The organism is Mucilaginibacter flavus (assembly GCF_030409315.1).
Classification (GTDB): Bacteria; Bacteroidota; Bacteroidia; order Sphingobacteriales; family Sphingobacteriaceae; genus Mucilaginibacter; species Mucilaginibacter flavus.
On sequence record NZ_JAUFPS010000037.1, the window covers coordinates 29,141 to 43,193 of the forward strand.

Consider the following 14,053-nt stretch of genomic DNA (forward strand, 5'->3'; position numbering starts at 1 on the left):
TTGACTAACATTGAGTACTATGAATTTTAACAACTTTACCATAAAAGCCCAGGAAGCCGTTCAAAAGGCTTCAGAAATTGCCACTGGCAACCAACAGCAGGCAATTGAACCGGCGCACCTTTTAAAAGGCCTGTTGCTGGTTGATGAAAATGTTATATCGTACTTACTAAAAAAACTAAACGTAAATCTTAAGCGCTTAAACGATACCCTGGAAGCCCAAATTGCATCGTACCCTAAAGTAAGCGGCAGCAATATATACTTATCTTCCGAATCAAACTCGGCCCTGCAAAAAGCGCAGGGGTATTTAAAGGAGTTTAAGGATGAATTTGTATCGGTTGAGCATATCCTGTTGGGTATTTTAGCCGCGGGTGGTACCGTAAGTTCGGTACTGAAAGATTTTGGCGTAAATGAAAAAGACCTGAAAAAAGCCATTGTTAGTTTACGTGGTGACAGCAAGGTTACCGATCAAAACGCCGAAGCTACTTACAACGCTTTAAATAAATACGCCCGCAACTTAAATGAATATGCCGGTTCGGGCAAGCTTGATCCGGTTATCGGTCGTGATGATGAAATCCGCAGGGTTATCCAGATTTTATCCCGCCGTACAAAAAACAATCCTATCCTGGTTGGTGAGCCAGGCGTTGGTAAAACAGCCATTGCCGAAGGTATCGCTTTCAGAATACTGAAAGGTGATGTGCCCGAAAGTTTGAAAACCAAAATAGTTTATTCGTTAGATATGGGCGCGCTGATAGCAGGTGCCAAGTACAAAGGCGAATTTGAAGAACGCTTAAAAGCCGTTATTAAAGAGGTTACGCAAAGCGATGGTGAAATCATCCTGTTTATTGATGAGATCCATACACTGGTTGGTGCCGGCGGTGGCGAAGGCGCTATGGATGCAGCCAATATATTGAAGCCAGCTTTGGCTCGTGGCGAGTTACGTTCTATAGGTGCCACAACCCTTAACGAGTACCAAAAATATTTGGAGAAAGATAAAGCCCTGGAACGCCGTTTTCAAAAGGTGATGGTTGAAGAGCCGGATGCTGCCGATGCCATATCTATTTTACGCGGGCTAAAGGAACGTTACGAAACTCACCACAAGGTGCGTATTAAAGATGAGGCCATTATTGCCGCCGTTGAAATGTCGCAACGTTATATATCTGACAGGTTTTTACCGGATAAAGCTATAGACCTTATGGACGAAGCGGCTTCAAAACTGCGTTTAGAAATGGACTCGGTACCAGAAGTAGTTGATGAACTGGAACGCCGCATTATGCAATTGGAGATTGAACGCGAAGCGATTAAACGCGAGCATGATGACCGTAAGGTTGCCGAACTAAGCGAAGAGATAGCCAACCTATCGGCCCAGCGCGATTCCCTACGTGCCAAATGGCAGGGCGAAAAAGACCTGGTAGATGGCATCAATAACAAGGTTGAGCAAATTGAAAACTACAAGCTGGAAGCCGAACAGGCCGAGCGTGCCGGTGATTACGGTAAAGTAGCCGAGTTACGCTACGGTACCATTGTACAGGCCCAGGCCGAAGTTGAAAAACTAAAAGCCGCCCTGTTAGAAAACCAGAGCGACAGCCGAATGCTGAAAGAGGAAGTTACCGCCGATGATATTGCCGGTGTGGTAAGCCGCTGGACAGGCATCCCGGTGAGCAAAATGATACAAAGCGAAAGAGAAAAACTGTTAAACCTGGAAGACGAGCTGCATAAGCGCGTAGCGGGGCAAGAGGAAGCAATAGAGGCAATTAGTGATGCTATACGCCGCAGCCGTGCAGGTTTACAGGATAAACGCAAGCCAATTGGCTCGTTCATATTTTTGGGTACCACCGGTGTAGGTAAAACCGAACTGGCAAAAGCCCTGGCCGAGTATTTATTTAATGACGAGGCTGCACTGGTACGTATTGATATGAGCGAATACCAGGAACGCCACGCGGTATCCAGGTTGATAGGAGCGCCTCCGGGCTACGTAGGTTACGACGAAGGCGGCCAGTTAACCGAAGCCGTACGCCGCAAACCCTACAGCGTAATTTTGCTCGATGAGATTGAAAAAGCACACCCCGATGTATTTAACATTTTGCTACAGGTGTTGGATGATGGCCGTTTAACTGATAATAAGGGCCGGGTGGTGAACTTTAAAAATACTATCATCATCATGACGTCAAACATTGGTTCAAACATCATCCAGGAAAATTTCCAGAGTTTGGAAGATAAAAACCGCGATGAGCTGATAGCCAAAACCAAGAATGAATTATTCAGCTTGCTAAGGGCCACCATCAGACCAGAGTTTTTAAACAGGATTGACGAGATCATTATGTTTACGCCGCTTAGCCGTGATGAGATTCATGACATTGTGAAGCTGCAATTTGCCCAGGTACAGCAAACGCTGGCCGAAATGGGCATCACCATGGAAGCAAGCGACGAAGCTTTAGATTGGCTTGCCCAGTTAGGTTATGATCCGCAGTTTGGTGCGCGTCCGCTAAAACGGGTGATCCAGAAAAAGATTCTCAATGAGCTATCCAAACAAATCCTGGCCGGTAAGGTGGATAAAGACAGTGTTATAAAGGTTGATATGTTTGATAACAACTTTGTGTTTTTGAATTCTTGAAGAGTTGATTAGGTTGATTGAGTGAGCGGTTGATTGGGTTGGAAGACTTATCAGCATGGTCAAAAAATCAATATCATAATGTTTATCATATAAAAAATAGCCGCCCAGGTTGGGCGGCTATTTTTGTATCTCGTACTATGGCTTTTCTTCGTCTTCTTTCTTCTCGTCAACCATTTCTATACGTACTTCATTATCATTATACCTTTCTTGGTTTTTCGCTAAAATTGGCGCGGCACCGGCAATAGAAATTCCGGTTGCGGCCAATATTAAAAACAGCGCCAGGAAAATAAACCTTAGCAGCTTTTTAAATCTGTTCATGTAATGCCCATAAGCGCCTAACAGGCTTTGAGGCACAGCCAGGCAGTTCAATAAAATTTTATTTGGAAAATCGGTGATTGAAGATTAGCCTATCGTGGAGAAATACAGACGGTAAAAATGAGCGGGACTCATCATTTTTAGCTGTAGAGTACTTTTATAACTATTGAAGAGTAAGTTCAAATGAATACAGCGCGATGTAACAATAGCGCTAAATAATACCAGCGCCCAAACCGGGCTTTCTTTAGGCGTCGAAAAACAAGCCCCTCTTTTATCAAGGGCTATTAAGGCTCTCCTAAAACCAACACCATTTTTAAATACGGATGGCCTGGTTGTCAAAACCTCGGTATTAACTACGCCGATGACCTTCTCCCCATTACTTACGCGGCCAACGGTAGCGAAAAAACTGAGCAATAAGGTTAAAGCCAATATATACTGCTTAACGCTCATTTTAGTGTGTTCATATTTTTCGCTTTTAAGCATAGGTAAATATAAGTATTAAGGTTGTAAGTTGATAACAAAGCTCCCTTAATTGTAGAAACAATAACACATTCAATATCAGGCTTAAAAATCAGTTTCAATAATTTTATTTAACAATAAGTTAATATATTAGCAATACTTGGTTATAAAAATATAACCAAGTTTGAAGTACAGTTAATAAATATAAACTTATACACAAAACACCTAAAAAACACACTATGCTAAAATTCAACAATTCAAGGCTGCTTTTTGTTGCCTTAGCTTTTGCCGGTACACTTGCAACCGGCTGCAAAAAAGACCTTGCCACTCCAGTGCAAAACACCGCTGATGCAAATACTGCATCAAAATTAAAAACTGAAGCGGTATCATTAACCCAGGGTTTTGAGGTAGGTTCAACCAGCCCTAAAACAGCTTATGATGTATCTCCTACCGGATCAAGCAGCGGCGATAACGTAACGCTCTCTGGCAATACCTGGAACCTTTACGATGCATTGATCGGTAACCTTGCCGGCGATTTAAAAGCCGGTTCATGGGCGGCACGCATCCGTAACACCGGTAAAATTACCATGTTGTTTGATGTAACTACAGGCATCAGCTCCGTAACCATTAAAAGCGGCACTTACAGCAGCGACGCGGCCAGCACCTGGGGATTGTTTTACTCAACCGATGGTGGTACAAGCTACACTCAGGCAGGCTCAACTATAACTACTACCTCCACCTTAACCTTATCAACTTTTACTATCACCGGTGTAACCGGCACAGCCCGTTTAGAAATTCGCAAGCTTAGCGGCGGCACCAACCGTATTGATATTGACGATATTACCATTAATGATGGTGGTACTACAGGCGGTGGCGGTACCGGAGGTGGCACTGTACTTACAGGTAAAAAATTCCTGTTTGATGCAAGTCACCTCGAAAACGCAGGCAGTGCCGATTGGCAAATTGATGCCGATGGTACCGAAAACGTACCAATTTATACAGGCGGCACCACAGTTGAAACCAAAGCACAACGCATCCCAACGCCGTCATACACCGGCATTACTTCAACCACTGCCGAAACTTATTGGAGAGGCGCGCTTTCTTCATGGGCTATTGAATTGGTTAAACGCGGCGAATTAGTTGAAAGCTTGCCAAGCGGATCATCAATTACCTATGGTAATTCATCAAACGCACAGGATTTAAGTAACTACGATGTATTTGTAGTTGTTGAGCCTAACCGTTTGTTTACCGCTGCCGAAAAAACAGCATTGATCAACTTTGTGGCCAATGGTGGCGGCTTATTCATGATTGCCGATCATACCGCGGCTACAACCGCCGGTACCGATGCTAATGGTTATAATCCATCGGATCGCGACGGTGATGGTTACGATTCACCACGTGTTTGGAACGATTTGATGACCAATAACGGCATCAATAATAATAACCTGTTTGGCTTTAACATCAATTATGTTGACATAAACGAAAGCCCATCAACCAATGTATATACAGGTACCAACGCAGATGCGCAAAAAGTATTGAATGGCGCTGCTGGTACAGCATCTAAACTGGCTTTTTATGATGGCTCAACAGCTACTTTATTGCCGGCCAACAATTCAAGCGTGCAAGGTTTGTTCTGGCGTAACAGCGCTACCAATGGTGGTACTGCTAATGCCATGGCGTTAATGGCTACTTATGGCAGCGGCCGTATAGTTTGGATTGGTGATAGCTCTGACGCTGATGACGGCACAGGCGATCCTAACGACAGCCTGTTCAACGGCTGGTCGGGCGATGCACCTTCTGGTTATACATCGCACCCGGCTTTGCATCTAAATGCATCGTTGTGGTTGGCTAAGGCGCAGTAAGAAGCCCAAGCCCCTCTAAATCTCCCCTGAAGGGGAGACTTTTGATTTGCATGCTTTAAACTTGCGAAGTTTTAAAAACTTCGCAAGTTTTTTGTTTAGTAGGGTTTGGTTCGTGCTCCCCCCCTATTTTATTCGCTAAAGCAAACAACATACGCAGTGAACGGTTATACATTACAGACAGTTTAAAACTGCTCATTACCTTAACATCACCAACATGAAAACTTACGATACTTTAGTGGATGCCACTAACGACCTGTTAAAAAGAGGATATACCGCTAACTTAATTTTAGATGGCGACACGGTAAACGATCATAACCAAGGCGTTCAAATGACTGCTGATGAATTTGAAATAGACGAATTTTACCGTTTTGAAGGTGCCAGCAATCCCGATGATATGTCGATAGTTTACGCTGTATCATCAGAAAAATATAACCTGAAAGGCGTTTTAGTTAACGCTTACGGTACTTATGCCGATGATAGCTCATCGGCCATAGCCGCCAAACTACACCATGGCCAGGTAAGCCATAATTTACACGGCGAGGATAAACCGACTGAATAAGATTTTCAGATATGCAGATTTCAGATGTGCAAATGATTCAATAATAATTCATCTGCACATCTGAAATCCGCATATCTGCACATCATCTCTGAATTTCACTAATTATCTTCTTCCCTCTTGATTGTATTCCCGGGCTGCCGTCGCGCATTAAGAATTCAAACTGAGCAGCTAATTCTTCTTTTATCCAGGGAAAAGCGTCTTTTAAATTAAACAGTGCCCTCCCGGCAAAAACCTTTACGGCAACTTTTGTTTTGGGATTTATCATCCAATCAAACAGTTGCTCCACTACGGGTTCAAAATCTATTTCTTTCAGTTTTAATTGTAGCGAGGCTGACGTATCAGGCTCGGTAATGTGCATCATTATTTTGGCGTAATGGCGCATACAACTTTGATGCTTAACATCTTTAAAGCGCTCTATAAGGTATTGCAAATCGGGCAGATAACGCTCGGGATCGGTAAAAAAAATATTCTCTAAAATCCATGCTGCCCTAAACGAAATGGCTTTATCAGCATGAAAAGTAATATCTATAATATCACGCAACGCAAATTGCTGCTCCTTTAATATGCGGCTTAATTCCAGCACCTTGGGTTTGCCAATCGTTTCGCTAATTTGTTTAATGAGTTCAGTTTGCGTCATTTTTTTTAGTCAGGAAGTCGGAAAGTCCGAAAGTCGGAAAAGCCCGAAAGATTTTTTGTCTGAAAGTTTAGGAATAGTTTCAATAGCCTCCTAAGCCTCCAGACTTTTCTAACTTCCGGACTTTCCGACTTCCGGACTTTCGGACTTTTCCGACTTACAACAACAATATCGCCAAAAGTTTTACATTTGCTCAGTTTAAAGATAACTATCAATGGTTAAATTCAATCGATTTACACTGGATAATGGCCTGCGGGTTATTGTTCACGAAGATAATACTACGCCCATGGCGGTGCTTAACATTCTGTATGATGTTGGCGCACGCGACGAAGATGCCGATCAAACCGGCTTTGCCCACTTGTTTGAACACCTGATGTTCGGCGGATCGGTTAACATCCCAAGCTATGACGAACCCCTGCAACGCGTAGGCGGCGAAAACAATGCTTTTACCAGCAACGATATTACTAATTACTACATTACCCTGCCATCGGCCAATATTGAAACCGCGTTTTGGCTGGAGAGCGACCGCATGCTGAGCCTCGCCTTTAGCGAAAAAAGCCTGGAGGTACAGCGTAACGTGGTAATAGAGGAGTTTAAACAGCGTTACTTGAATCAGCCTTATGGAGATGTTTGGTTAAAGCTTCGTCCGCTGGTTTACAAAACCCACTCGTACCGGTGGGCTACAATAGGCAAAACCATTAAACATATTGAAGATGCCCGTATTGAGGATGTGAAAGCATTTTTCAAAAAACACTACAATCCGCAAAATGCCATTATGGTTGTTGGTGGCGATGTAAACCTGGAACAGGTAAAACAGCTGGCCGAAAAATGGTTTGGATCTATCCCAGCCGGCGAAAAATATATCCGTAACCTGCCGCAGGAGGCAGATCAGCACGAAGAGCGCCGCGAAACGGTTACCGCCAAAGTACCTTTAAATGACGTGTACATAGCGTTCCAGATGGGTGCCCGTTTAGATGAAGATTATTACGCGGTTGAGTTATTGAGCGATGTACTTTCGCGTGGTCATTCATCACGTTTGTACCGCAGTTTAGTGCAAGATAAGCAGATTTTCAGCGAAGTGCACGCCTACATCACCAGCAGTCTTGACAAGGGTATGTTTGTGTTAGAAGGCAAGCCTTTAGAAAACATCAGCATTGAACAGGCAGAAGCCGCGCTTTGGGAAGAACTGGAAAAGATTAAAAACGAAGAAGTTCCGGCCGATGAATTGACCAAGGTTCAAAACAAAACGGAATCGACCATGGTATTTTCCGAAATGTCGCTGTTAGATAAAGCCATGAACCTGGCCTCATTTGAGCTACTGGGCGATGCCAATTTGCTAAACCAGGAAACCGAAAAATACCTGGCTGTAACCGGCGCGCAAATTAAACAAGCTGCCAACAAAATATTTAGAAAAGATAATTCATCAACCCTGATTTACCTGGCGGATAAAGCTGCTGTTTCTGAATCAGAATTTTCAGAATTAGAGAATTAACAGAATCGCAATTATTGTCTGAACCACGATTTTTAGGATTAAAAGATTCATAGGATTAGAAAATCAAATCCTATAAATCTGAAAAATCTGCTTAATCCCGGTTCAGACTAATGACCAATGACTATTGACTATTCACCAATGACCAACATAGATAGAACATTAGCCCCGGATTTTAAGGCTATCGATAATATAACCCTGTTGCGGCCCCAGAGCCAGCAGCTTGATAATGGCTGTAAGATATTTTGCTTTAACTCGGGCGGCCAGGAGCTGGTTCGTATAGAATGGATCTTTGGCAACCTGCGTTTTAACCCGGCAAAGCCGATGTTAAACATGGCTACCAACACCATGCTTACCGAAGGAACCAGCACTTTAAATGCGGCGCAAATTGCAGATAAAATAGATTTTTACGGCGCGTTTTTGCAGGTTGAGTATGGTTACGAAAATTCGACAGTAACCCTTTACAGTTTAAATAAACACCTGCACCATACTTTACCGGTTATTTTTGATTTGCTTACCAACTCCACCTTTCCCGAAAAGGAACTGGAAACTTTTAAGCGTAACCAGCAGCAAAAACTACAGGTAAGTTTGCAAAAAAACGACTTTATTGCCCGCCGCGATTTTAATAAAGCCGTTTACGGCGATACTATTTATGGCCTGGGAGCAACACCTGATAATTACAAAAGCCTGCAACGTGATGATTTGGTAGCTCACTATAAAGAGATGTACCAACCCGCAAACTGCACTATAATTATAGCTGGTAAGGTTGAAGCTGATGCCTTATCACTCATCTCCGATACCTTTGATAAAAATTGGCTTAACGGCCCTGTAGCTGCCAATACTACCCAGCCAGAACTTACACCGGCTACAGACTTGTTTTACTTTACAGAAAAGCCTGAGGCTTTACAGTCGGCAATCAGGATGGGTATTCCGACTATCAACCGTAATCACGCCGATTTTCAGCCGATGCAGGTTTTAAATACTGTTTTGGGCGGTTATTTTGGCTCAAGGCTGATGGCCAACATCCGCGAGGATAAGGGTTACACCTACGGCATAGGCTCGGGCTTAAGCTCATTAAAACAGGGCGGCGCCTTTTTCATAGCAACCGAAGTGGGTGCAGATGTTTGCAAATCGGCAGTTGAAGAAATTGAAAAAGAACTCAACCTGCTTAAAACCGAACTGATCCCCGATGAAGAACTGGACTTGGTACGCAACTACATGTTAGGATCATTATTAGGCAGCCTCGAAAACGTTTTTTCACACGCCGATAAGTTCAAAAGTATCTATTTTGCCGGGTTAGATTATGATTATTACGACAGGTATGCAGCTACAGTGAAAAATACAACCTCGCAGCAATTGTTAGACCTGGCTAATAAGTATTTCGACTTCGACAGTTTTTACAAAGTTATTGTCGGGAAGTATTAAAAAAGAGTCAAGAATTAAGAATCAAGAGTTAAGACAAACTTTTATGTAGGCATCTGTTATATAACGGATGCCTTTTTGTTTGTGAGAAACCTAAGGCTGCAATAGTAAGTACAACTTCCAATTTTTGTTCGCAATGTGAAGTTCTTGACTCTTAATTCTTGATTCTATTCTATATTTCTGTTCCCAATGTCAAAATCTTGATTCTTGACTCTTGATTCTTGACTCTATTCTACAATACATTTCCTAAATCCAAAATAAAAAGGTAGCTTTGCCCGGCAAATAATAACTCCAAAATAATTATTTGCTATGCAGTTAGACCCATCTAAATTTGTTGCCGAAGGATTAACTTACGACGACGTATTACTACTCCCCGCTTATTCTGAAGTATTGCCGCGTGATGTAAACACAGGTACTTTTTTAACAAAAAATATCCGTTTAAACATTCCAATTATTTCGGCAGCTATGGATACCGTTACCGAAGCAGGCCTGGCTATTGCTATTGCCCAGGCTGGTGGCATTGGTATACTGCACAAAAACATGACCATACAGGCCCAGGCCGATGAGGTACGCAAGGTTAAAAGATCTGAAAGTGGAATGATCCAGGACCCGGTTACTTTGGCCGAAGACGCACTTCTTGCAGATGCTTTCCAGATTATGAGGGAATACAGCATTGGCGGTATCCCGGTAATTGATGCCGATCATAACCTTAAAGGTATCATCACCAACCGCGATTTGCGTTTCCAAAAGGATATGACCGTTCCGGTTAGCGAGATCATGACCAAAACTAACCTGATCACCGCGCCAGAGGGTACTACCTTAATCGAGGCTACGGCTATACTACAAGGTAATAAAATTGAAAAACTGCCGGTTGTTAACGCGGCTGGCAAATTGGTTGGTTTAATTACTTATAAAGACATTCAAAAAGTTAAAAATTTCCCTAACGCCTGTAAAGACGAGTTTGGTCGTTTAAGGGTTGGTGCCGCTGTTGGAGTTGCCGCGGATAATATCGACCGTGTTAAGGCTTTAGCCCAGGCAGGTGTTGATGTGATTACTGTTGATACTGCACACGGTCACTCAAAAGGGGTTATTGATATGGTGAAAGCTGTAAAAGAGCTGTTCCCTAATCTGCAGGTTATTGCCGGTAACATAGCAACCGGTGATGCCGCTATCGCCTTAGCCGATGCCGGTGCCGATGCCGTTAAGGTAGGTATTGGACCAGGTTCTATTTGTACCACCCGTATTATTGCCGGTGTTGGTGTACCACAGTTATATGCCGTTTATGAGTGTGCTAAAGCCCTTGAAGGCCGTGGCGTACCTGTTATTGCCGATGGTGGTATCAAACAAACAGGCGATATTGTAAAGGCTATCGCGGCCGGTGCAAGTTCCATTATGGCAGGTTCATTATTTGCCGGTGTTGAAGAATCACCGGGCGAAACTATTATATATGAAGGCCGTAAATTTAAATCGTACCGTGGTATGGGTTCTGTTGAGGCAATGGCAAAAGGATCAAAAGATCGCTATTTCCAGGACGAGACAGATGTGGTAACCAAACTGGTACCAGAAGGTATCGTTGGTCGCGTGCCATTTAAAGGCAGCATGGCCGAAGTAATTTTCCAATACATAGGCGGTTTACGTGCCGGCATGCATTACTGCGGTGCCGCAACTATCGAAGACCTCCAACGCGCCAAATTTGTACGTATCACTGCAGCCGGTATGCGCGAAAGCCATCCACACGATATTACCATTACTAAAGAAGCGCCTAACTATACAAGCAGGTAGTTTTTTAAGATAAAACTGCATAAAATAAGAATCGTCGTTCCTCCTCGCAATGACGATTCTTATTTTATAATATCCTCTTTATTTACCGCTCAGGGACGATGATTTTGAAAACAGACCATCTGAGGTAATGATCTTTAACGCCTGATCGTTGGTGAATCCTTCTTTTACAAGCGCGTCAAAATAATCTTTATTAAGTTTGGCCAGTTCGGCTATTTTGCCCGGTTGCTTGTAATAGGCCAGATTTGCATCCAGTAAAGATTTTGCCATTGACGCATACATCGGTCCCATGGCACTCATCGCGTTCTGCATTTCATTGCCTGCACCGTAAAACAAGCCCCTCGAAGCGGTATCCGCACTTACAGGCGGAGGCGGAAGCAATCTTACATCGGTAATTGTTGCTCTTTTTGAGACACCGTCTGATGTTGATTGGCTGAGGCTTACGCCATAAAAGTTAAAAAATAATATACCATCTTTCCTATACCCCGCTCTTTCAATAATATCGATAGTTTTTGAAGCTGCCGGTATTTTTTTGAAGTATACTTTAAACGTAAGTTTATCGCCCGCTTTTGCAAAAACATGCTTTGCAGGCACCATAGCAATGTTTTCAGATTTTACATAATTGTAATGTTCATTACCTTGGTCTGTTTGGATATAAATTTCCTTGTTTAGCTGCACCCATGCATTGTCGGCGTTAGCGGTATAGGCAAAAGTTACGGTAGTAAACTGGTTACCGGTTTCAATTTTTTCAATATCGCTATTGAGATCTTCATTTTGATCTACCTGTGGCTTTACTATATTTTGCGAAAAGGCAGTGAAACAAGATATCATCAGGAAAGCAGTAAGTGTTAAGGTTTTTTTCATGGGTTATGTTTTTTTTAAAGATATATAAAAATATCAACCATAATATAAGGCAACTAACAGATAACAAAACCATAATGAGGCATTGCACAAATTTTGTTATAATTGAACATGAAATCTATCTGTGTATTCTGCGGCGCAAACTTTAACGGCGATCCCCTGCTGAAAGAAGCAATTGAACAACTGGCCGAAGTAATGGTAAGTCGTGAAATAGCCTTGGTTTATGGCGGTGGCAAAGTTGGTGTAATGGGATTGATAGCCGATGCCATTTTGAGTCGTGGAGGTAAAGCTATTGGTATAATCCCACAGTTTTTGATGGATAAAGAAGTTGGCCATACCGGCTTAACAGAACTGCACATTGTAGAGAACATGCATCAGCGCAAACAAATGATGAATGATCTGTGTGATGCCATCATTACCCTGCCCGGCGGATTGGGTACGCTTGAAGAGTTTTTTGAAGTACTAACATGGCTGCAACTTGGCCTGCACAATCATCCGATAGGTTTATTAAATATAGGTGGCTTTTATGATCCCCTGCTTACCCAGCTTGACGTAATGGTTGCTCAAAAGTTCCTGAAACCCACCAACCGCGAACTGGTGCTCACCTCCGGCAACCCGATAGAACTGGTGAACCTTATGGACAGCTTCAACGCCAAGCCAGATGAAGTTTGGTTCAGAGACAGAAACCTTGCGTAAGTCAAAAGTCAAAAATTCTGCTCGGTTACTTAAAGAAGGCTTTTGTCTTGATTCTTGGCTCTTAATTCTTGATTCTTCTTCACTCTCCTCCTTGTTTGCCGTAAAATATTACCCAGGTGGCAAAATCGTCGGTAAAGTTTTCAAAGCGGTGTATTGCATGGGCTTTTACAAACAACACATCGCCTTGCTGAAAACTGGTGCGTACGCCATCATTTACAAACTCGCCATTGCCGCTAATGATAACATACAATTCATCCTGTGTATGCGGTGTTTGGGGGTCGATATTTTGCGGTTTGTAAAGCTCTACAGACATGCTGCCATGCTCCAACACTTTTACAAATAATTGGTTGGGCTTGTCTGTTAAATTCTGAAGGGCTTTAATTACGGATGATTTCATATTTTAAAGTACGGAATAAAACCTAAGTTTTATGTTTTAAATTCCAAAACCTGAAACTCTAAATGGGAAAATTCCAAATTCTAAAAAAAATTAAACCCTAAATTCTAAAGGCTTAAATTCTAAATCTTCAAATTAATTCTCTTACATTTTATTTATTGCCAGGTGCTTGTCCTTTGCTTTTACATTTTGGCAACATTTGGTTTTACAGGTTTGATTACATTTGTTTAGCCTTATGCGCCTATGAACAACGAGAAACACGCCATATTAGCCGATGTACTGAAAAATTTTGCCGGCCTTAATGATCATGATATTACCGCGGGCCAAAGTCTTTGGCGGAGTCGGAAAATTGCAAAAGGCGATTTTTTTAATATGCAGAACTTTGTTTGTACAGACCTGGCATTAATTACCAAAGGCATCTTCAGGATTTATTTTGTGCCGCCAAATACGCAGGACGAAAAAAATGTATACTTCTTTTCTGAAAAGCAATTCCTGGTATCGTTTCGCAGTTTTATTAACCAATACCCTTGCTATTACTACATACAGGCGCTGGAGGATGCCGAGATCATCAGCATTAATTATAAAGACCTGCAATACCTGTATACCACCCCCACCGGCTGGGAAAAGTTTGGCCGGCTGATAGCCGAATTATTCTTTAACTATTCGCAAAGCCGCGCTGAGGAATTTTTATTTAATACTGCCGAGGAGCGCTACATTAAACTCACCAAAGAACATCCAAATATTGTTGATAGGATAGCGGCTTACCATATATCGTCATACCTGGGTATTAAAAATCCATCGTTAACGCGAATTAAAAAACGTTTACTTGCCCAAAAGTAATCTGACTGTCAGTTTCTTCGGCTGGGGATTAAAAGATTCTAAAAAGAACGGTCGTTTTTCACTTAGGTGAAAAAACGCGGTGTTTATTGTAAACAACTTTGTGTTATCAAACAAAAAGCAACATAAAAAATA

13 protein-coding genes are annotated in these 14,053 nt (G+C 42.4%); 8 read left to right on the forward strand and 5 right to left on the reverse strand.

Features of this window, described 5'->3' with window-relative positions; all coding sequences use genetic code 11:
- The first annotated feature begins 19 nt into the window (after positions 1-19).
- Positions 20-2,611, forward strand: a complete 2,592-nt coding sequence (gene clpB, locus QWZ17_RS17420) for an ATP-dependent chaperone ClpB (protein ID WP_290306565.1) — start codon at positions 20-22, stop codon at positions 2,609-2,611.
- A 135-nt stretch (positions 2,612-2,746) separates the two neighbouring features.
- On the opposite strand, the gene QWZ17_RS17425 is transcribed toward clpB, so the two are convergent.
- Both QWZ17_RS17425 and QWZ17_RS17430 read right to left on the reverse strand, forming a co-directional pair.
- Complete coding sequence (locus QWZ17_RS17425) at positions 2,747-2,929, reverse strand: hypothetical protein (RefSeq protein ID WP_290306566.1); 183 nt, start codon at positions 2,927-2,929, stop codon at positions 2,747-2,749.
- 84 nt (positions 2,930-3,013) lie between these two features.
- Positions 3,014-3,409: a hypothetical protein gene (locus QWZ17_RS17430; RefSeq protein ID WP_290306567.1), complete on the reverse strand. Its 396-nt coding sequence runs from the start codon at positions 3,407-3,409 to the stop codon at positions 3,014-3,016.
- Positions 3,410-3,624: 215 nt separating this feature from the next.
- On the opposite strand from QWZ17_RS17430, the gene QWZ17_RS17435 reads away from it, so the two are divergent.
- A complete protein-coding gene (locus tag QWZ17_RS17435) occupies positions 3,625-5,247 on the forward strand; it encodes a hypothetical protein (RefSeq protein ID WP_290306568.1) in 1,623 nt (540 codons plus the stop codon).
- 214 nt (positions 5,248-5,461) lie between these two features.
- Positions 5,462-5,806, forward strand: coding sequence for a phosphoribosylpyrophosphate synthetase (locus QWZ17_RS17440; RefSeq protein WP_290306569.1), 345 nt, complete (start codon positions 5,462-5,464; stop codon positions 5,804-5,806).
- Between the two features lie 82 nt (positions 5,807-5,888).
- Here the strand turns inward: QWZ17_RS17440 and QWZ17_RS17445 are convergent, their stop codons facing one another.
- Positions 5,889-6,443 (reverse strand): HEAT-like fold family protein, encoded by a 555-nt coding sequence (locus tag QWZ17_RS17445; protein ID WP_290306570.1) that lies wholly within the window; start codon positions 6,441-6,443, stop codon positions 5,889-5,891.
- 211 nt (positions 6,444-6,654) lie between these two features.
- On the opposite strand from QWZ17_RS17445, the gene QWZ17_RS17450 reads away from it, so the two are divergent.
- The 3 genes from QWZ17_RS17450 to guaB all read left to right on the forward strand — a co-directional run bounded on the left by QWZ17_RS17450 (position 6,655) and on the right by guaB (position 11,133).
- On the forward strand, positions 6,655-7,932 hold the full coding sequence (locus tag QWZ17_RS17450) for a M16 family metallopeptidase (protein ID WP_290306571.1): 1,278 nt from the start codon (positions 6,655-6,657) through the stop codon (positions 7,930-7,932).
- A 138-nt stretch (positions 7,933-8,070) separates the two neighbouring features.
- Entirely contained in the window at positions 8,071-9,354 is a 1,284-nt protein-coding gene (locus QWZ17_RS17455) for a M16 family metallopeptidase (RefSeq protein WP_290306572.1), read from the forward strand.
- A gap of 306 nt (positions 9,355-9,660) precedes the next feature.
- Entirely contained in the window at positions 9,661-11,133 is a 1,473-nt protein-coding gene (gene guaB / locus QWZ17_RS17460; RefSeq protein ID WP_290306573.1) for an IMP dehydrogenase, read from the forward strand.
- Positions 11,134-11,211: 78 nt separating this feature from the next.
- On the opposite strand, the gene QWZ17_RS17465 is transcribed toward guaB, so the two are convergent.
- Positions 11,212-11,994 (reverse strand): hypothetical protein, encoded by a 783-nt coding sequence (locus tag QWZ17_RS17465; protein ID WP_290306574.1) that lies wholly within the window; start codon positions 11,992-11,994, stop codon positions 11,212-11,214.
- A 108-nt stretch (positions 11,995-12,102) separates the two neighbouring features.
- Between QWZ17_RS17465 and QWZ17_RS17470 the strand changes: the two genes are divergently transcribed.
- On the forward strand, positions 12,103-12,687 hold the full coding sequence (locus QWZ17_RS17470; RefSeq protein ID WP_290306575.1) for an LOG family protein: 585 nt from the start codon (positions 12,103-12,105) through the stop codon (positions 12,685-12,687).
- 79 nt (positions 12,688-12,766) lie between these two features.
- On the opposite strand, the gene QWZ17_RS17475 is transcribed toward QWZ17_RS17470, so the two are convergent.
- A complete protein-coding gene (locus QWZ17_RS17475; RefSeq protein ID WP_290306576.1) occupies positions 12,767-13,084 on the reverse strand; it encodes a cupin domain-containing protein in 318 nt (105 codons plus the stop codon).
- A 240-nt stretch (positions 13,085-13,324) separates the two neighbouring features.
- On the opposite strand from QWZ17_RS17475, the gene QWZ17_RS17480 reads away from it, so the two are divergent.
- On the forward strand, positions 13,325-13,921 hold the full coding sequence (locus tag QWZ17_RS17480) for a Crp/Fnr family transcriptional regulator (RefSeq protein ID WP_290306577.1): 597 nt from the start codon (positions 13,325-13,327) through the stop codon (positions 13,919-13,921).
- The last annotated feature ends 132 nt before the right edge of the window (positions 13,922-14,053 follow it).